At 68.1% G+C, this 19401-nt stretch carries 14 protein-coding genes and 3 pseudogenes; 10 read left to right on the top strand and 7 right to left on the bottom strand.

Annotation, left to right across the window (positions count from 1 at the left end):
* Positions 1–34: 34 nt before the first annotated feature.
* Positions 35–871, bottom strand: a complete 837-nt coding sequence (gene ypfJ / locus RUMESO_RS06630; protein ID WP_037279085.1) for a KPN_02809 family neutral zinc metallopeptidase — start codon at positions 869–871, stop codon at positions 35–37.
* A 122-nt stretch (positions 872–993) separates the two neighbouring features.
* Between ypfJ and RUMESO_RS06625 the strand changes: the two genes are divergently transcribed.
* A complete protein-coding gene (locus RUMESO_RS06625; protein ID WP_037279084.1) occupies positions 994–1476 on the top strand; it encodes a disulfide bond formation protein B in 483 nt (160 codons plus the stop codon).
* Here RUMESO_RS06625 and RUMESO_RS06620 read toward each other — a convergent pair.
* A complete protein-coding gene (locus RUMESO_RS06620) occupies positions 1460–1897 on the bottom strand; it encodes an Lrp/AsnC family transcriptional regulator (RefSeq protein WP_037279327.1) in 438 nt (145 codons plus the stop codon). The two genes, RUMESO_RS06625 and RUMESO_RS06620, sit on opposite strands and share 17 nt — an antisense overlap.
* 86 nt (positions 1898–1983) lie before the next feature.
* On the opposite strand from RUMESO_RS06620, the gene rocF reads away from it, so the two are divergent.
* From rocF to RUMESO_RS06605, 3 genes are all read left to right on the top strand, one after another.
* Positions 1984–2907 (top strand): arginase, encoded by a 924-nt coding sequence (gene rocF, locus RUMESO_RS06615; RefSeq protein WP_037279082.1) that lies wholly within the window; start codon positions 1984–1986, stop codon positions 2905–2907.
* Positions 2904–3983 (top strand): ornithine cyclodeaminase, encoded by a 1080-nt coding sequence (locus RUMESO_RS06610; RefSeq protein ID WP_156362718.1) that lies wholly within the window; start codon positions 2904–2906, stop codon positions 3981–3983. The genes rocF and RUMESO_RS06610 overlap by 4 nt, the downstream gene beginning before the upstream one ends.
* 240 nt (positions 3984–4223) lie before the next feature.
* The gene (locus RUMESO_RS06605) at positions 4224–5105 is read left to right on the top strand and encodes an NAD(P)-dependent oxidoreductase (protein ID WP_037279081.1); all 882 of its coding nucleotides are present in this window, start codon (positions 4224–4226) and stop codon (positions 5103–5105) included.
* Between the two features lie 7 nt (positions 5106–5112).
* Here the strand turns inward: RUMESO_RS06605 and RUMESO_RS06600 are convergent, their stop codons facing one another.
* Positions 5113–5391: an usg protein gene (locus RUMESO_RS06600; protein WP_037279079.1), complete on the bottom strand. Its 279-nt coding sequence runs from the start codon at positions 5389–5391 to the stop codon at positions 5113–5115.
* 188 nt (positions 5392–5579) lie between these two features.
* On the opposite strand from RUMESO_RS06600, the pseudogene gyrA reads away from it, so the two are divergent.
* The 4 genes and pseudogenes from gyrA (at position 5580) to gluQRS (ending at position 11469) form a co-directional block, all read left to right on the top strand.
* Positions 5580–8308: pseudogene (gyrA, locus tag RUMESO_RS06595) on the top strand (DNA gyrase subunit A).
* 153 nt (positions 8309–8461) lie between these two features.
* A complete protein-coding gene (locus RUMESO_RS06590) occupies positions 8462–9184 on the top strand; it encodes a hypothetical protein (protein WP_156362716.1) in 723 nt (240 codons plus the stop codon).
* 78 nt (positions 9185–9262) lie between these two features.
* A pseudogene (gene trmFO / locus RUMESO_RS06585) lies at positions 9263–10625 on the top strand (methylenetetrahydrofolate--tRNA-(uracil(54)-C(5))-methyltransferase (FADH(2)-oxidizing) TrmFO).
* Positions 10622–11469, top strand: a pseudogene (gluQRS, locus tag RUMESO_RS06580) (tRNA glutamyl-Q(34) synthetase GluQRS). Before trmFO ends, gluQRS begins: the two co-directional pseudogenes overlap by 4 nt.
* Positions 11470–11589: 120 nt before the next feature.
* Here gluQRS and hisI read toward each other — a convergent pair.
* Positions 11590–11937, bottom strand: a complete 348-nt coding sequence (gene hisI / locus RUMESO_RS06575; protein ID WP_037279075.1) for a phosphoribosyl-AMP cyclohydrolase — start codon at positions 11935–11937, stop codon at positions 11590–11592.
* 66 nt (positions 11938–12003) lie between these two features.
* Between hisI and RUMESO_RS28075 the strand changes: the two genes are divergently transcribed.
* Positions 12004–12678, top strand: a complete 675-nt coding sequence (locus RUMESO_RS28075) for an iron-sulfur cluster assembly scaffold protein (RefSeq protein WP_342670732.1) — start codon at positions 12004–12006, stop codon at positions 12676–12678.
* A 224-nt stretch (positions 12679–12902) separates the two neighbouring features.
* On the opposite strand, the gene recG is transcribed toward RUMESO_RS28075, so the two are convergent.
* The 3 genes from recG to ctrA form a co-directional block, all read right to left on the bottom strand.
* Positions 12903–15002 carry an ATP-dependent DNA helicase RecG gene (gene recG, locus RUMESO_RS06565; protein ID WP_037279074.1) on the bottom strand — a complete coding sequence of 700 codons (2100 nt, stop codon included), beginning with the start codon at positions 15000–15002 and terminating at the stop codon, positions 12903–12905.
* Positions 14999–17137 carry an NAD-dependent DNA ligase LigA gene (gene ligA / locus RUMESO_RS06560; protein WP_037279322.1) on the bottom strand — a complete coding sequence of 713 codons (2139 nt, stop codon included), beginning with the start codon at positions 17135–17137 and terminating at the stop codon, positions 14999–15001. The genes recG and ligA overlap by 4 nt, the downstream gene beginning before the upstream one ends.
* 202 nt (positions 17138–17339) lie before the next feature.
* On the bottom strand, positions 17340–18056 hold the full coding sequence (gene ctrA / locus RUMESO_RS06555) for a response regulator transcription factor CtrA (RefSeq protein WP_037279073.1): 717 nt from the start codon (positions 18054–18056) through the stop codon (positions 17340–17342).
* Positions 18057–18152: 96 nt separating this feature from the next.
* On the opposite strand from ctrA, the gene RUMESO_RS06550 reads away from it, so the two are divergent.
* The gene (locus RUMESO_RS06550; RefSeq protein WP_037279072.1) at positions 18153–19085 is read left to right on the top strand and encodes an IS1595 family transposase; all 933 of its coding nucleotides are present in this window, start codon (positions 18153–18155) and stop codon (positions 19083–19085) included.
* The last annotated feature ends 316 nt before the right edge of the window (positions 19086–19401 follow it).

Genomic DNA, 19401 nt, shown 5'->3' with positions numbered 1-19401 from the left:
CGTCTAGCGGGCGGAGGCGCGGCCGTCAAAGGGATCAGAGCTGACGCGCGCGGAACGTGTCGCAGGCGCCGATATCGCCGCTCTGGTAGCCGGTCATGAACCAGCGGACGCGCTGGGCGCTCGTGCCGTGGGTGAAGCTGTCGGGCACGACCACGCCCTGCGTCTCCTGTTGCAGAGTGTCGTCGCCGATCTGCTGGGCGGCGTTGACGGCTTCCTCGACATCGCCCTGGTCGAGGGCGCCGAACATCTGCTGCTCGTAGGAGGCCCAGACGCCGGCAAAGCAGTCCGCCTGCAGCTCCGTGCGGACCGACGCGCTGTCGGCCCCCTGCTGCGCACCACGCTGAGCCTCGTCCAGGATACCGAGGAGGTCCTGGACGTGGTGGCCGACCTCGTGCGCGACGACATAGGCATCGGCGAAGTCGCCCCCGGCGCCGAGCTGCCGGTCCATGAGCTGGAAGAAGTCCGTGTCGAGATACACCTTCTTGTCGACCGGGCAGTAGAACGGCCCGGTCTGGGCATTGGCACCGCCGCAGCCCGATTGCGTCACGCCCGAGAAGAGGACCAGGGTCGTGGGCTCGTAGGTCTGGCCGAGCTTGGTCTGGAAGATGTTGGACCACACGTCCTCGGTGTCGGCGAGGATGACCGAGACGAACTGGCCGGCCTGCTCGTCCGCCTGGGTCAACTCGCCCGAGCCGGTCTGGACCTGTCCGCCGCCGCCGAGCATGGGCGTCAGGTCGACGCCGAACAGCGCGCCGATCACGACGATGGCAAGGATGCCGAGCCCGCCGGCCCCGCCGATCGCCATGCCCGACGATCCCATTCGGCGCCGGTCCTCGATGTTGCCGCTCCCGCGCCGCCCCTGCCACCTCATGGCCACTCTCCTGCGAATGCCTTCGGCGGTCACAACGCCACGAGCGGCCAAAAGGTCCCGAGTCCCGCCTTGCGTTCCCCGGGGGGCCGGGATCACATGGCGCCAACAGCCTGGAGGCCGCCGTGACGCGCACCAACTATGTCCTTGCCGCAGCCGGCGGCTCGCTGGCCCTTCTCGCGGGGGCATACGTGTTCCAGGCGCTCGGATACTCACCGTGCGAGCTCTGCTGGTGGCAGCGCTACCCGCACTTCGCAGCCGTGGCGATCGGGGTCCTGGCGCTTCTCGTGCGCGGGCCCGTATTCCCGACCCTCGGGGCGATCGCGGCGGCCACGACGGCGGGGATCGGCATCTACCACTCCGGGGTTGAGCGACACTGGTGGCCCGGCCCCTCGGCCTGCACGGGAAGCGGCCTGGGCGGCATGTCGGGAGCCGACCTCCTGTCGGTCGACGGGCCGCAGATCGTGATGTGCGACCAGGTCTCCTGGCAGTTCCTGGGTCTGTCGATGGCTACGTGGAACGCGATCTTTTCACTGATTCTCGTGATCCTCTGGGTCCGGGCGGTGCGCGCCTCCTCGGGGCGGCAGTCCGTCACACGGGCCGCCTGACGGGGCGACGGGTCGAGAGCAGGAGGTTCGTCTCGCTCCGGGTCACCCCGGGGATGCGGCGGATCGCGAAGAGCACCTCGTCGAACCGTTCGAGCGTCTGGGTTCCGACCTCCACGATAAGGTCCCAGGTGCCGTTGGTCGTGTGGTAGGCCGTGACCTCCGGGATTCCGGCGAGGCGGGCCATGACGCGGTCGGTCCCTTGTCCCTCCACCTGAAGCATCATCAGACCCCGCACGGGCGCCGTCGCCACGTCGGCTCGGGTGAGCACCGTGAAGCCGGCGACCTCCCCCGAGGCGATCAGCCGCCCGAGCCGCGACCTGACGGTCGTCCGCGTGACCCCCAGGTCATGCGCAAGGTCCGACAGACTCGCCCGTCCGTCCCGTCGAAGCGCACCGATGAGTTTCTGGTCCAGATCGTCCAAGTCCACTGCCCGTTTCGGGTAAACAACATACCTATCGCACAGGAACACCCCTTCTGTCTGCCACCCTTCGTCACGAGGTTAGTCACATGGAATCGCGCGACATCATCCTGATCGGGGCCCCCGTGGACAGCGGCAAGCGGCGACGCGGCTGCCTGATGGGCCCGGACGCCTACCGCGTCGCCGGGCTGGCGGAGGCGCTGACCGGGCTCGGGCACCGGGTGACCGACCTCGGGAACGTCGTGCCCGACGCCGTCGAGATCGCGCCGGACGCGCGGCTCTGGGCATTGGGCGAGACGGTGGGTTGGACCTCGTCGCTCGCCCGCGCGGGCGAGCAGGCGGCGGGCCAGGGAATGCCGATCTTCCTGGGTGGCGACCACGCGCTGTCGATGGGGACCGTCTCCGGCGTCGCGGCCCATGCGGCGCGGGAGGGCAAGCCCCTGTTCCTGCTGTGGCTCGACGCTCACAGCGACTACCACACGCTGGCCAGCACGGAGAGCGGGAACCTCCACGGGACCTCGGTGGCCTACCTCGCGGGGCGGGAGGGATTCACGATGTTCCCGCCGATGGCAAACCCGATCCCGTCCAAGAACATCTGCATGATCGGCCTGCGGTCCGTGGACCCGGCCGAGCGCGAGGCACTGGAGGAGACCGACATCCACCTCGTCGACATGCGGGCCATCGACGAGAACGGCATCCGGGCCCCGCTCGCCGAGTTCCTGGCCCGCGTGGACGCCGCAGGGGGCCTGCTGCACGTGTCCTTCGACGTTGACTTCCTCGACCCCTCCATCGCGCCCGCCGTCGGCACGACCTCGCCCGGGGGCACCACCTTCCGCGAGGCGCATCTCGTGATGGAGATGCTCTACGACTCCGGCCTTGTCACCTCGCTCGACCTCGTGGAGCTGAACCCGTTCCTCGACGAGCGGGGGAAGACCGCCGGGCTGATGGTGGACCTTACCGCGTCCCTCCTGGGACGCCGCATTTTCGACAGACCTACAAGGAGCCTTGCATGAACGCCGTCATCGAGAAACCCATTGCCGCCACGAACGCCGCCCCGTCGGAGCGGGCGCTGATCCCCTTCGTCAGCGTCGACAACATGATGCGCCTCGTGCATCGCGTGGGCCTCGAGACCATGCTCAAAGAGTTGGCCGAGGTCATCGAGGGCAACTTCCGTCGCTGGGAGAGCTTCGACAAGACGGCGCGCATCCCGGCCCATTCGGCCGAGGGGGTCATCGAGCTCATGCCGACGGCCGATGGCGACACCTACGGGTTCAAGTACGTGAACGGCCACCCCAGGAACATGCGGGCGGGGCTTCAGACCGTGACGGCCTTCGGGCTGCTTGCCGACATGCACACGGGTTATCCGGTGATGCTGTCCGAGATGACGATGCTGACGGCGCTGCGGACCGCCGCCATGTCGGCGATGGCGGCAAGGCACCTGGCCCCCAAGGGCTCGAAGGTCATGGCCGTGATCGGCAACGGCGCGCAGTCCGAGTTCCAGGCGGTGGCCTTCAAGGCGATCCTCGGGATCGAGGAGGTGCGGCTCTGGGACATCGACCCGAAGGCGACCGAGAAGTGCGCCCGCAACCTCCGGGGAACCGGGCTGCGCGTGGTGCACTGCGCGACGGCCGAGGAGGCGATCCAGGGCGCGCAGATCATCACCACGGCGACAGCGGACAAGAAGCTCGCCACGATCCTGACCGACAACATGGTGGGCGCGGGGGTGCATCTGAACGCGGTGGGCGGCGACAGCCCCGGCAAGACGGAGCTGGCGAAGGAGATCCTGCTCAGGTCGGACATCTTCGTCGAGTTCCCGCCGCAGACGCGCATCGAGGGCGAGATCCAGCAGCTCGACCCGGATCATCCGGTGACGGAGCTCTGGGAGGTGGTCGCGGGGCGCAAGCCGGGCCGGACGGGCGAGGCGCAGATCACGCTGTTCGATTCGGTGGGCTTCGCCATCGAGGACTTCTCGGCGCTCACCTATGTCAGGGCGAAGGCGAAGGAGACGGGGCTCTACGACCTGCTCGACATGATCGCCGACCCGGACGATCCGCGCGACCTGTTCGGGATGCTGATGCGGGCGAAGTAGCGGGGGTGGCGCCTGCCCTCGGTGCGCGTAACCTGCGGGCGGGCGTGGCAGCGTGTGGGTTCCACGCCCGCCGAGGGGGCGCACCTCTCCCCTCCCTTGGCGGCGATGGGCGACTAGGCCCGTGGCCGCGGGCCTGAGGGAAGGTATGCCATGCCGAAGTTAAGGTCGGGTTAACGCCGCCGCCCGCTGGACCCTTTTCCTGCGCCGCTACATGGTGCCCGTGCTGCAAGGGAGGGCGACATGGAGGAGCGGGTCGGGTTCGTGGGTCTGGGGCTGATGGGCCATCCGATGGCGCATGGCATCCTGACGAAGGGCTATCCGCTGACCGTGCTGGGGCACCGGCGGCGCGAGGCGGTCGAAGACCTCGTCGCCAAGGGCGCGACCGAGGCCCCCTCGCCCGCCGCGCTGGCCGATGCGTCGGACGTGATCCTGATGTGCCTGACCGCCTCCCCGCAGGTGGCCGAGGTCGTCGCGGCGATGAAACCGGCGCTGCGTCGGGACATGGTGATCGTGGACTGCTCCACCTCGGACCCTGCCGTGACCGACCGGCTGGGCGAGGAGCTGCGGGACCTCGGCGTGACCCTGGTGGACGCACCGCTCGGCCGCACGCCCAAGGACGCCTGGGAGCGGAACCTCGACCTAATGGTGGGCGCCGAGACCTCGGTGCTGGAGCGGATCACGCCCATCCTCGAATGCTTCGCGGGCCGGGTCGTCCATGTCGGCGGGCCGGGCGACGGGCACAGGATGAAGCTCCTCAACAACTTCCTGAGCCTCGGCTACGCAGCGCTCTACTCCGAGGCGCTGGCGCTGTCGCGCAAGGTGGGCATCCCGGTCGAGAGCTTCGATGCCGTCATCCGGGGTGGGCGAATGGACTGCGGCTTCTACCAGACCTTCATGGGCTACGCGCTGGAGGGGAACCGCGAGGCGCATCGCTTCACGATATCGAACGCCTACAAGGACCTGCGCTACCTCGAGTCGATGGCGAACGCCGCCGTGGTGAGCACCCACATGGCGAGCGCGGCGAAGAACTCCTTCGCGACGGCGATGGCGCAGGGCGGCGACGGGCCGGAGGACTACGTGCCCCACCTCCCCGACTTCGTGGCGCGGGCGAACGGGCTCTGATGCCCGGCTAGTGGTAGCGGAACTCGCCCACCACGTTCGTCCAGTGGCCGGGCGAGATCACCTTGCGGTGCACGAATCGCACCGAGTGCAAGGGCCCCTCGATCTCGCGCTGCCAGAACTCGATGAACTCGAACAGGCGCGGGTGGTCGGGGGCGAGGTCGTAGTCCTGCCAGATGAAGCTGTTCAGGACGTGCCTGTAATCCGGCATCCGGTAATAGAACTCGGCCGTCGTCAGGCCGTAGCCCCTGAGCATCAACTCGGTCTCCGAGGCGGTCGGTCGTGCCATGCGTTCGCGCTCCTTCGCGAGGTCATGAACCCTACGGGAACAAGTCGAGCACGGTTCCACATTCTGTCAATCAACTCAATTTGTTAGCACCCGCAGATCGGTGCTGCTACCGCTGGTCGCAGCCCTTGGCCCCCAGCCCCGGTGGGCTATATAACCAAGGCAACAAGATATTGAGCGGACAGGCAAAGATGACGGACACGCCCGACACACCGGAGATGGATCAGGACGCCCGGCAGCCGCATGGGCCGACCGTCTCCATCGAGGAGGAGATGAAGTCCTCCTACCTCGACTATGCAATGAGCGTGATCGTCTCGCGCGCGATTCCCGACCTGCGCGACGGGCTCAAGCCGGTGCAGCGGCGCATCCTCTACGCGATGGACGAGACCGGGAACACGCACGACAAGCCCTACCGCAAGTCCGCGCGCCCGGTGGGGGACGTGATGGGGAAATATCACCCCCACGGCGACTCCTCGATCTACGAGGCGCTGGTGCGGATGGCGCAGGACTTCTCCATGTCGCTGACGCTGCTCGACGGGCAGGGCAACTTCGGCTCCATGGACGGCGATCCGGCCGCTGCCATGCGCTACACCGAGGTGCGCATGGACAAGCCGGCGGCGTTCCTGCTCGCGGACATCGACAAGGACACGGTCGAGTTCCAGGACAACTACGACGGCAAGGACCGGGAGCCGACGGTGCTGCCGGCGCGCTTCCCAAATATGCTGGTCAACGGCGCGGGCGGCATCGCCGTGGGCATGGCGACCAACATCCCGCCGCACAACCTCGGCGAGGTCGTGGACGCGACTCTGGCGCTGATCGAGGACCCGGACCTGACCTCCGAGGACCTGATCCAGTACGTTCCCGGCCCCGACTTCCCCACGGGCGGGGTGATGCTCGGCCGCTCGGGCGCGCGGAAGGCCTATCTGGAAGGGCGCGGCTCGGTCGTGCTCCGCTCCAAGACGCACATGGAGGAGCTGCGGGGGAGCCGCCAGGCCATCATCGTGGACGAGATTCCCTACCAGGTGAACAAGGCCACGATGATCGACCGCATCGCCGAGGCCGCGCGCGACAAGCGGATCGAGGGAATCGCCCACGTCCAGGACGAATCCGACCGCAACGGCGTCCGCGTGGTGATCGAGCTCAAGCGGGACGCCACGGCGGACGTGGTGCTGAACCAGCTCTGGCGCTTCACGCCGATGCAGACCTCGTTCGGCTGCAACATGCTGGCGCTGAACGGCGGGCGGCCCGAGACGCTGACCCTGCGCGGGTTCCTCACGGCCTTCGTCGACTTCCGCGAGGAGGTCGTCGCGCGGCGCACGGCCTACGAGCTGCGCAAGGCACGCGAGCGGGCGCATATCCTCTGCGGCCTCGCGGTGGCGGTGTCCAACGTGGACGAGGTCGTGCAGACGATCCGCAGTTCCCGCGACGCGGCCGAGGCGCGCGAGCGTCTGATGGAGCGGCGCTGGCCGGCACACGAGATCGCGCCCTTCATCCGGCTGATCGACGACCCGCTTCACCCGATGAACGAGGACGGCACCTACAACCTTTCCGACGCGCAGGCCCGTGCGATCCTCGACCTGCGGCTCCAGCGGCTGACGCAGCTCGGCGTGCAGGAGGTCACGGACGAGCTCCAGGACCTCGCCGGGAAGATCAAGGAATACCTCGCGATCCTCGGGAGCCGTGAGCGGATCATGGGGATCATCGCGGATGAGCTGCGCGAGGTGCGGTCGCTCTTCGCGGTGCCGCGCCGGACCGAGATCACGGAATGGGCCGCCGACCTCGAGGACGAGGACCTGATCGAGCGCGAGGACATGGTCGTGACCGTGACCCAGGGCGGCTACATCAAGCGCACCGCCCTGTCGGAGTTCCGGTCGCAGCGGCGGGGCGGCAAGGGCCTCTCGTCCATGCAGACCAAGGAGGAGGACGTCGTCACGACGCTCTTCGTGGCGAACACGCACACGCCGCTCCTGTTCTTCACGACGGACGGGATGGCCTACAAGCTCAAGTGCTGGCGGCTGCCGCTGGCGGGGCGGACGGCCAAGGGCAAGGCGCTGGTCAACCTCCTGCCGATCGAGCAGGGCGTGACCATCGCCGCCATCGTGCCGGTGGACCGGCCCGAGGAGCACTGGGACGAGTTGCAGGTGGCCTTCGCGACCTCGACGGGCGATGTGCGGCGGAACGCGCTTTCGGACTTCGTGGACGTGAAGCGCAACGGCAAGATCGCCATGAAGCTGCCCGAAGGGGTGCGGCTCGTGAACGCGGCGATCTGCTCGGAGGCGGACGACGTGGTCCTCGTCACCGACCACGGTCGGGCGATCCGCTTCCCGACCATCGATGTGCGCGTCTTCAAGGGGCGCGATTCGACCGGCGTGCGGGGATCCGGCTGCAGGACGAGACCGACCACGTCGTCTCCATGGCCGTCATCCGCCACTTCGAGGCCACGCCGGAGGAGCGCGCCGCCTACATCAAGATGCGCCGCGCCGTGATGGGCGACACGGAGGAGGACAGCGGCCCCGACGAGGACGAGGCCGTGGTCGCAGGCGCGATCAGCCAGGAGCGTTACGCCGAGATGTCCGCCGCCGAGGACCTGATCCTCACGATCACCTCCAAGGGGATGGGCAAGATCACCTCGGCCCACGACTATCCGGTGCGCGGGCGCGGCGGCCAGGGCGTGCGCGCCATGGACCTGAGCGAAAGGCGCGGACGCGATACGGGCCGCATCGTCGCCGCCTTCCCGGTCGAGCTGTCCGACCAAGTGATGCTGGTCACCGATGGCGGCCAGTCCATCCGCGTGCCGGTCGAGGGCATCTCCTACCGCTCGCGCAATGCGGGCGGGGTCCGCGTCTTCGACACGGACGGCGAGGAGGTCGTGTCGGTCGCCAAGGTGGCCGAGCAGTCCGAGGGCGAGGCCTCGATCTGACCCTTGGCCCGGCCGGCGTCCTGTCGCCGGCCGGGTTGCGCTCATGCGGACGATCGTGCCTGCCGTCCGGGATTGATCGCAGCCGCGTGATGCGGCAGGGTGCCCGGAGGCGACGCGGCGGAAGACCGCGACACGCAGCATGAGGGCACGAGCATGACCAAGGCATGGGCTTGGACCGCCGTTCTGGCGGCATCCGTCACGGCGGGCGCGGCAGCGGCGCAGGAATTCAAGGGCGCGGAGGTCTCGGCCGAGATCCTGGGCTACACCGACGATTCGGACCTGGGCGAGACGACCTATCGCGGCAGCCTGGAGTTCGGTGTCTTCGACGCCTTCGGCATCCAGGCCGATCTCGCCTTCCACGACTCGCGCACCATCGACCTGGGTGCCCGCACGGCGACGATCCACGTCGTCTACGATGCCCTCGAGTTCGCGACGGTGGGCCTCTTCTACTCGCATGACGAGGTGGACGACGAGGGCATCGATGGCTCGGCCAACCTCTACGGCATCGAAGCCGGGCGCAGCTTCGGGATGGCTGGGGGCGAGGCCTATTTCGGCTTCCTGGACGGCGAGGGCGAAGACGGCCAGGTCGCCGGCATCGAGGGCACCTATGACGTCACGCGCAACATCTCGATCATCGGCTCGGCCGACCTCCTGTTCGCCGACACCGACGCGGCGCGGCTTTCGATCGGTGGATCCTATCGCTTCGGCGATGGCGGTCCGTCGCTCTTTGGCCAGGTCGGGAGGCTTGGGCTCGACGACGGCGTGGACGACAGCGCCGAGACCTTCGTGACGCTCGGGGCCAAGCTCGCCATCGGGCCGGACCAGGGCACCACCTTCGGCTCGCGCGGGCTGTTCGAGATCCTGTCGGGGTTCTGACCCCGCGAGAGGGCAGGTCGCGCCGATCTGAGCGCCCTGCCCTTTCCATCCGGCCCCCGGCGTCCTAGACCCGAGGGCATGACACAGGCGATCCACATCATCGGCGGCGGCATGGCGGGGGTGCGAGGCGGCCTGGGCTGCCGCGCGCCTCGGCGTTCCCGCCATCATCCATGAGATGCGGCCCAAGGTCGGCACTTTCGCCCACAAGACGGGCGACCTGGCCGAGATGGTCTGCTCCAACTCCTTCCGTTCGGACGACGACGAGAGGAACGCGGTGGGGCTCCTGCATTGGGAGATGCGCGCGGCCGGTTCGCTCGTCTTGGAGATGGCGGGGCGGCACCGGCTGCCAGCCGGCGGCGCCCTGGCCGTGGACCGCGAGGCGTTCTCGCGCGACGTGACCGCCGCGATCCGCGCGAACCCGCTCATCTCGGTGGTCGAAGGCGAGATCGCGTCGCTCCCAGAGGACGGCACCTGGATCGTCGCCACCGGCCCGCTCACCTCCGGGTCGCTGGCCGAGTCGATCCGCGTCGCCACGGGGGCCGAGTCGCTCGCCTTCTTCGACGCCATCGCCCCCATCGTCCACGCGGAGACGATCGACATGGACGTCGCGTGGCGCCAGTCGCGCTACGACAAGGGCGAGACGGAGGAGGAGCGAACGGCCTACATCAACTGCCCCATGACCCGGGAGCAGTACGAGGCCTTCATCGACGCCCTCCTCGCCGCCGACAAGACCGAGTTCCATGAGGGCGAGACGGCCGGCTACTTCGACGGCTGCCTGCCCATCGAGGTCATGGCCGAGCGCGGGCGCGAGACGCTCCGCTTCGGGCCGATGAAGCCGGTGGGGCTGACGAACGCCCACGCCCGGGACGTGAAGCCCTATGCGGTCGTCCAGCTCCGCCGCGACAACGCGCTGGGGACGCTCTACAACATCGTGGGCTTCCAGACGAAGATGAAGTACGGCGCGCAGACGGCCGTCTTCCGCACGATCCCGGGCCTGGAGAGCGCGAGCTTCGCCCGCCTGGGCGGCATCCACCGGAACACCTTCATCAACTCGCCGACGCTTCTGGATGACCGGATGCGGCTCAAGCTGCGGCCGAACCTTCGCTTTGCCGGGCAGATCACGGGCGTGGAAGGCTACGTCGAGTCGGCAGCCATGGGGATGCTGGCCGGGCGGCTCGCCGCGGCGGAGATTCGGGGCGAGGCGCTGCCGCCCGTGCCGACGACGACCGCCGTCGGGGCGCTGCTGTCTCACATCACCGTCGGGGCCGACGCCAAGACCTTCCAGCCGATGAACGTCAACTTCGGGCTCTTCCCGCCCCTGCCCGAGGCACGCGGCGGCCGTCGTGGCCGGACCGACCGTTACAAGGGCTACACGGACCGCGCCAAGGGCGACTGGACGGCGTGGCTCTCCGGTCAGGCCAGCGCGCAAGCGGCGGAGTGATCGTCCGCACCCGCTTCGCCCCCTCGCCCACGGGGCCGCTGCACCTGGGCCATGCCTATGCCGCGCTGGTCGCCCATGACCTCGCCCGCTCGGCCGGGGGCGAGTTCCTTCTTCGCGTCGAGGACATCGACCGGCAGCGATCCAAGCTGCAGTGGGAACGGCAGATCCACGACGACCTCCACTGGCTGGGGTTGAGTTGGCCCGCGCCGGTGATGCGGCAATCCGAGCGTCTGCCGGTCTACCGCGAGACGCTTGGGCAGCTCTGGTCGCGCGGGCTCCTTTACCCGTGCACCTGCCAGCGCCGGGACATCCTCGAGGCAGCGACGGCGCCGCAGGAAGGGGGCGCACCGCTCGTCGGGCCGGACGGCATCGTCTATCCGGGGACCTGCCGACACAGACCGCGGACCGGACCACTGCCGGACGGCGAGGCGCTCCGGCTCGACATGGCACGCGCCTTGGCGGAGGTGCCGCACCTGACCTTCGAGGAGACCGGGACGGCGCCGGGTCGCAAGGGGTGGATCCGGAGAGGATGGTTCGAGAGGTCGGCGATGTCGTGCTCGCCCGCAGGGACTTCGGGACCTCCTACCACCTTTCCGTCGTGGTCGACGACGCCGCCCAGGGGATCACGGTGGTCACGCGGGGAGAGGACCTGGCCGAGGCCACTCCGATCCATGTCCTCCTCCAGAGCCTCCTCGGACTTCCCACGCCGACCTACCACCACCACCGCCTTGTCCGCGACGAGACCGGTCGGCGGCTCGCGAAGCGCGAGGACGCCAAGGCGATCCGGCGCTTTCGGGAGGAAGGGGCCATGCCACAGGACATACGGCGAATGGTCGGGCTGTAGGCGCGAGCGACACCTGGAACGCCGGCCGATGGCGGTGTCCGGCAACGCAGGCTCAGCGTCCGAGCCAGATCGCCCGCACCATTCGGTAGCAGCGACAGGCGGCACGAGAACCGAGGCAGCCTACGCCGTCACGACCTCCTCGCCCTCCTCGACCTTGGTGAAGAAGCAGCTCCGCGCGCCCGTGTGACAGGCCGGTCCGGTCTGCCTCACCTTCAGAAGCAGCGTGTCACGGTCGCAGTCCACGTGCAGGCCCACGAGCTCCTGCACGTGCCCGCTCGTCTCGCCCTTGGCCCAGAAGGCCTGGCGCGAGCGCGACCAGTAGGTGACGCGCCCCGTGGCGAGCGTCCGCGCCACGGACTCGGCGTTCATCCAGGCCAGCATCAGCACCTCGCCCGTGGCGTGGTCCTGCGCGATGGCGGGTATCAGGCCTGCCTCGTTGAACGTCAGTGTCGCAGGGTCGAAGCTCACGGCGAATTCCTTTGGCAAGGCAGCGGGTCGCGCCTATCTAGGCGTCACCAACCCCGAGGGCAAACGATGTCGGACCAGGATCTCCTGCAACTCTATTCCACGCGCATCCTGGCGCTGGCTTCGGACATCCCGCGTCTTGGGCGGCTTCCCGCGCCGCATGGCGCCGCGAAGAAGCGGGCGCCGCTCTGCGGCTCGACCGTCGGCGTCGAGCTGATGCTTCAGGACGGGCGCATCGCCGACTTCGCCCAGGAGGTGCGCGCCTGCGCGCTCGGCCAGGCGGCGGCGTCGGTGGTGGGCTCGGCCGTCGTGGGCCTGACACCCGAGGAGGTGCGGGCCGGGCGCGACGCGCTCTGGCGGATGCTGCGGGAGGGAGGCGATGCGCCGGGTGCGCCGTTCCAGGAATTGGGCGTCCTGATCCCCGCGCGCGACCATCCGAACCGGCATGGCTCGATCATGCTGGCCTTCGAGGCGACGCTCGAGGCGCTGGAGCAGGCGCAAGGCGGCCAGAAAAAGCCGCCGGGAGTCGCTAGGGACTCGCGGCGGCCAGTGAAGCACCCCCACGCGGGACCCGGTCGCCGCAAGGCCGAAGGGCAGATCGGCCAGACACAGGATGCGGCGCCGGCGTGGGGACGCGGCGGACTCAGAAAAGATGCGGCAGCGCGAGTGCGGCCAGGAACAGCACGCCGAGGGCTAGCGCGCCCACGGCATCCGACAGGATTTCCCAATCGAGGGTCGGGGTGAGATCGTCATGGTCGTCCATCCTGTCCTCCTGCCAACCAGATTCGTTGCCAGAATGTTCTCATCCCGTTAACCGCCTGTAAAGAACTTTATGAGAACATCAGTCGGCCAGGGTCCGTCCTGCCACGCTCGCTGGCGTGGCAGCACCACGTACTGCTTGGCCGGAGATCACCCCACAGCACTGGAAAGGAGGAGGAAAGATGCACGACCCGAACGACCTGCAGCCGTCAGCCCACGCCGATCAGCCGAATTGCCTTGTCCTGCTCCATGAGCCAGAGAAGCAGCCGGGCCGCCTGCCCCCGTGGGGGTTCCAGCCGGGGGTCATCGGCCAGGAGCTTGCGCGCATCGCTCTGGGCCACCTGCATCAGGCCCGCCTGCCGCTCCAGGTCGGCGATTCGGAAGCGGGGCAGGCCCGACTGCGCGGTCCCGATCACGTCGCCGGCCCCGCGAATCGCAAGGTCCTCCTCGGCGATCCGAAATCCGTCCTCGCTCTCGCGCAGGAGTGTCAGGCGCCGTCGCGCAGTCTCGCCCAAGGGCGGCTCATAGAGGAGGACGCAGGTCGACTGCGCCGACCCGCGCCCCACGCGACCCCGAAGCTGGTGGAGCTGCGCGAGACCGAAGGTCTCGGCCCGCTCGATGACCATGATCGACGCGTTCGGGACGTTGACCCCGACCTCGATCACCGTGGTCGCCACGAGCAGCGAGGTCCAGCCCTCCACGAAGGCCTGCATCGCCGCATCCTTCTCGGCGGGCAGGAGACGGCCATGTACCAGGCCCACCTTGTCCCCGAACACCGCGCGAAGCTGGCGGAACCGCTCCTCGGCCGCCGTGAGGTCGCTGGCCTCGGACTCCTCGACGAGGGGGCAGACCCAGTAGGCCTGCCGCCCCTCGGCGATCGCGTTGCGAAGCCGGGCGACGACCTCGTCCAGCCTCTCCGTCGAGGCGAGGACGGTGGTCACCGGCTTCCGCCCCGGCGGCTTCTCGTCGAGGATCGAGACGTCCATGTCGCCATACTGCGCCAGCGCGAGGCTCCGGGGGATCGGCGTCGCGGTCATCACGAGGACGTCCGCCATCGCCCCCTTGGCGCCGAGCTCCATCCGCTGCGCCACGCCGAAACGGTGCTGCTCGTCCACCACGGCAAGACGGAGGTCCCGAAACTCCACGTCCCGCTGGAACAGCGCATGGGTGCCGACGACGATGTGGATGCGGCCCTCGGCCAGTGCCGCGAGCTTGGCCGCCCGCTCCGTCCCCTTGTCGCGGCCGGTGAAGAGCTCGATCACCACGCCGGCCTGTTCCGCGAGCGGCCGCAACCCCTCGAAATGCTGCTGCGCGAGGATGCCCGTCGGGGCCATCAACGCGCCCTGCCCACCCGCCTCCACCGCGATCAGCAGGGCCAAGAGCGCGACCAGCGTCTTGCCCGAGCCCACGTCACCCTGCAGCAGCCGGTTCATCCGGCGCGGCGCGGCCATGTCGCCCGCGATCTCGGACACGGCGCGGAGCTGGGCGTTCGTCGGCCTGTAGGGCAGCGCCTCCAGTGCCCGCTGTTGGAGCCGTCCGTCCCCCTGGGTTTCCCTCCCCCGCGATCGCCTGGCGGTCGCCCGGGCCAAAGCGAGCGTCAGTTGGTGGGCCAGGAACTCGTCGTAGGCAAGCCGCTTCCGCGAGGGGGCATCGGCCAGCAGGTCGGCCGACTCCTTGGGCGCATGGGCTTGGGCCAGCGCCTCGCGCCAAGGTGGAAAGGCTTCCTTCGCGGCCAGCCCCGGATCAATCCACTCCGGCAGCGCGGGTGCGAGGGCCAGCGCCCCTCGCACGGCCTTGCCCATGGTTTTCTGGGTCACCCCGCCGACCAGCGGATAGACCGGCTCGAAGGCCGGGATCTGGCCCGCTTCCTCCTCGGGCAGGATGTAGTCGGGATGCGCCATGCGGCCGATCCCGTCATAGAGCTCGACCTTGCCGGAGACGATCCGGCGGCTGCCCAGCGGCAGCGCACGGGCGGGCCAGTCGGCGGGGGCATGGAAGAAGACGATCTGGAACGTGGTCTGCGCGTCCGAGACGGTGACGATGTGCGGCTTGCCCTTGGCCGGCGGCGGCCGGTGCCTTTCCACCTTCACCGAGACGGTCAGGGTTGCGGGCAGCGTCACCTCGCGGATGCTCTGCCGCAGGCGACGATCCACCCCAGCCTGCGGCAACGTGAAGAGAAGGTCGCGCGGACGCTCGACCCCGGATTGTTCCAGCACCTGCGCGGTCTTCGGACCCACGCCCTTGAGGCCGGTCAGCGTGCCGAACAGTGGCCACAGGGCCTCGGGCCGGCCCGAGGATCGCCCGTTCATGTGGCCTCGATCAGGGACAGCCACTCCCCTTCGTCGATGACCCTGACGCCCAGGCGCTCCGCTTCCCGGGCCTTGGAACCGGCTCCCGGTCCAGCGACGAGGAGGTCGGTCCTGGCCGAGACGGAGCCGGCCACCTTGGCGCCCAGCGCCTCGGCCCGCGCCTTGGCCTCGGCGCGGGTCATGCGCTCCAGGGTGCCGGTGAAGACGACGGTCTTGCCGGTGACGGGGCTCTCGACCGCCCTGGGTTGCGGGTTCTCGATGGTCAGGTGAGGGATCAGGCGGTCGATGGCTGCTCGCTCGGCCTCTTGGTGGAAGGCGGTGACGACAGAGGTGGCAAGAACCTTGCCCACACCGTCGATCGCGTTCAGCTCCTCCCATTCGGGGCCTTCGCCTACGCTGGCGGCCGTCATCGCGCCCTCGAACGCAGGCCAGGAACCATAGTGGGAGGCCAGAAGCGCCGAGCCCGACTCGCCCAGGTGCCGGATGCCCAAGGCGAGGATGAGACGGGCAAGTTGGACCGTCCGCCTGTGGTCGATGGCACGGAACAGCTTGTTCGCGCTGACGGGGCCATAGCCAAGGCGGTCCTGGAGCCGCTCGGGGTTGCGGCGGTCCCGCTCCTCCATGGTGAAGATGTCGGCAGGCTCGCGGATTGGAAGGAGCGGATCGTTGAAGAAGAGTTCGATCTGCTTGGCGCCCAACCCCTCAATGTCGAAGGCGTTACGGGACACGAAGTGCTTAAGCTTCTCGATGGCCTGCGCCGGACAGGCCATCCCACCCGTGCAGCGCCGTACGGCATCCCCGGCCTCTCGGATCGCGGCCGAGCCGCATTGGGGACAGGTCGTCGGGAACTGGTAGCGCTCCGCCCCCTCGGGGCGCTTGGATAGGTCCACGTCCACGATCTGCGGGATCACGTCGCCTGCGCGCCGCACCTCGACCCAGTCGCCGACACGAAGATCACGGCCGCCCCGTATCGCCTCCCCCGTCGCGGCGGAGCGGCCGGCAATGTAGTCCTCGTTGTGGAGGGTCGCGTTGGAAACGACCACGCCGCCGACCGTGACGGGCTGGAGCTTGGCCAGCGGAGCAAGGGCACCCGTGCGTCCGACGTTCACCTCGATGGCGAGAAGCCGCGTCCAGGCACGCTCGGCCGAGAACTTGTGGGCGACGGCCCAGCGCGGGGTCGTCGACCTGAAGCCCAGGCGGCGCTGAAGGCCGAGGTCGTTCACCTTATAGACGACGCCGTCGATGTCATAGCCGAGCGTCGCTCGCTGGGACTCGATCTCGTCGTAGGTCGCGAGAAGCGCAAGAGGTCCGTCGCAGAGGCGAGCGAGCGAGTTCACCTGGAAGCCGAATGCCTTCAGGCGCTGAAGCGAGCCCCACTGCGTGTCGGAGAGAGGCTCCGTCATCTCCCCCCAGGCATAGGCGAAGAAGCGCAGCGGGCGGCTCGCGGTGATCTTCGGATCGAGCTGGCGGAGCGACCCGGCCGCGGCATTGCGGGGGTTGGCGAAGACCCGGCCGCCGTTCAGGGCCGTGCGGGCGTTGAGTGCGGCGAAGTCGGCATGGGTCATGTAGACCTCACCCCGCACCTCGAGCACCTGCGGAGCTTGGCCGCGAAGCCGGCTGGGGATGTCGTCCACGGTCAGCGCGTTCGCGGTCACGTTCTCGCCCACCTCGCCGTCCCCGCGCGTGGCAGCCTGGACAAGGCGTCCCCCTTCATAGCGAAGGGAAAGCGAGAGGCCGTCGATCTTGGGCTCCGCGACATAGGCCAGAGGTGCCTCGGCGTCGAGGTTCAGGTAGCGGCGGATGCGGGCATCGAACTCATGGATGCCCTCGGCCGAGAACTCGTTGGCAAGGCTCAGCATCGGGACGCGATGGACCACCTTGCCGAAGCCCTCGGCAGGCGCCGAGCCGACCTTCTCGGTGGGGCTGTCGGAGCGCTTCAACCCCGGGAAGCGGGCCTCGATCGCGGCGTTGCGGATCTTGAGCGCGTCGTATTCCGCGTCCGAGAGGAATGGCGCGTCCTGGGTGTGGTAGGCCTCGTTCGCAGCCTCGAGGATCGTAGCCAGCCGTGCGAGCTCCGCCTGCGCGTCGCCCTCGGTCAGCACCTCGACGGCGAGGTCGGCCGAATCCGAGACCATGCCCGCGATGTCCGTCCTGCGCCCATCCATTCCATGCTCCCCCGGCCTGACACCCCGAGTGATAGGGATCGGCCCCGGCGCGGTCCAGACGTGGGCAGGTCAAACCTGCGGGGCCTTGCTGACCCTGAACGGCACGAGGACCATGCCGCTGCGGCGCCTCACACGGCCAGAGCCAGGGGCGCGGGTGCTGGTCGAACCGTGATCAGGCGCCCACGGCGATCCGCTCCTCATCCAGCATCACGGGCTCCGGATCGCGGTAGACATAGCCGCGGCCCCAGACGGTCTCGATGTGGCTGTCGCCGCTGTTGGCGTTGGCGAGCTTCTTGCGGAGCTTGCAGATGAACACGTCGATGATCTTGAGCTCGGGTTCGTCCATGCCGCCGTAGAGGTGGTTCAGGAACATCTCCTTGGTCAGCGTCGTTCCCTTGCGCAGCGAGAGGAGCTCCAGGATCTGGTATTCCTTGCCCGTCAGGTGGACCGGCTTGCCGGCGACGTCGACGGTCTTGGTGTCGAGGTTCACCGTGATGCGGCCCGTGCGGATCACCGACTGGGAATGACCCTTGGAACGGCGGATGATCGCGTGGATGCGGGCGACCAGCTCCTCCCGGTGGAAAGGCTTGGTGAGGTAGTCGTCGGCGCCGAAGCCGAAGCTCTTGAGCTTGCTCTCGGTCGCGTCCTCGCCCGAGAGGATCAGGATCGGGGTCGTGATCTTGGCTTGGCGCAACTGGCGCAGGACCTCATGCCCCGGCATGTCGGGCAGGTTGAGATCGAGAAGGATCAAGTCGTAGTCGTAAAGCTTCGCGAGATCGATCCCTTCCTCCCCCAGGTCCGTCGCAAAGACGTTGAGGTTGGCATGGGTCAGCATCAGCTCGATGCTGCGTGAGGTGGCCGGATCGTCTTCTACGAGCAGGATTCGCATTCCCGTTCTCCGTTGTTCGACACTGTCCCTTATCATTGGCAGGTAAAGGTTAGGCGATGTTATACTTGCCAAACCCAACCTGATGCACTAGATTGAATGGCAAGGAGAACTTGCCATGGCCTCGCATCTGTCCGCCCCCACTTCCACAACGAAGAAGCCGCCTACGCCTTTGTGGAAGCCCGGCTCTGGCCGAACGGCGCGGTCTGCCCGCATTGCGGCGAGACCAAGCGCGTCGGCAAGATGGGCGGCAAGGCCACCCGGATCGGCGTCCACAAGTGCTACGCTTGCCGCAAGCAGTTCACCGTCAAGATCGGGACCGTTTTCGAGTCCAGCCACGTCCCGCTGCATCAGTGGCTCCAAGCCTTCTACCTGATGTGCGGGTCTAAGAAGGGCATCAGCTCCAATCAGCTGCATCGCATTCTTGGCGTGACCCTCAAGACCGCTTGGTTCATGTCGCACCGCATCCGTGAAGCCATGCGGAGTGACGCCCGGTTCGACTTCGGGTCGGGCGGCGGGGCCGTTGAGGCTGACGAGACCTTCATCGGCCGCGAGCCCGGCAAGGAAGTCCGCCGCGCGTTCCAGCACAAGTTGAAGGTTCTGAGCCTCGTGGACCGCGAGAGCGGACAAGCCCGTTCCTTCGTCGTGGACCACGTCGATACCGCGACCCTCAAGCCCATCGTGCAGGAGAACGTCGCCAAGGAGGCCCGTTTCATGACCGACGAAGGCCGCTGGTATTGGCCCATCGGGCGCGAGTTCGCGGAACATCAAACCGTGTTCCACAGCCGTGGCGAATACGTCCGCGACGACGCCCATACTAATACCGTCGAAGGCTTCTTCTCCATCTTCAAGCGCGGGATGAAGGGCATCTATCAGCATTGCGAGAAGCAGCACCTCCACCGTTATCTGGCCGAGTTTGATTTCCGCTACAGCAACCGTGTTGCGCTTGGCATTGGCGACTCCGAACGGGCTGACATTGCCCTGCTCGGTGTGCGTGGCAAGCGTCTCACCTATCAAACGGCTCGTGTCTGATGCCAAAAAAGCAAAAGCAGGAAAGCCCGGAGGAGCAGTCGGAGCGGTTCCGAAATGCCGTTCAAGAGCTAATCGACGCTGGCGAACTAAACCCCACCGAGGCTGAAAAGCGGTTTGAGGATGCGATGAAGCGGGTCGCGGCAAGTGCTGAGAAGCCATCTACTTGACGGCCCCAGCGTTAATCGCTTCGATAACCTTCCTCCAGACACCCTTAGTGGTTCATCCGGCAAGTCAGGCTGCTTTTGGCGGCAGAGCGATCCCGGGCTGGCGTCGTGGCTGGTGCCGGCGCCGCCGGCCCCAGACGAACGGATGCCGG

Source organism: Rubellimicrobium mesophilum DSM 19309, from assembly GCF_000600335.2.
GTDB classification, from domain to species: Bacteria; Pseudomonadota; Alphaproteobacteria; order Rhodobacterales; family Rhodobacteraceae; genus Rubellimicrobium; species Rubellimicrobium mesophilum.
Note: the sequence above shows the minus strand (reverse complement) of the source record. Positions and strands in the feature narration are given on the sequence as shown.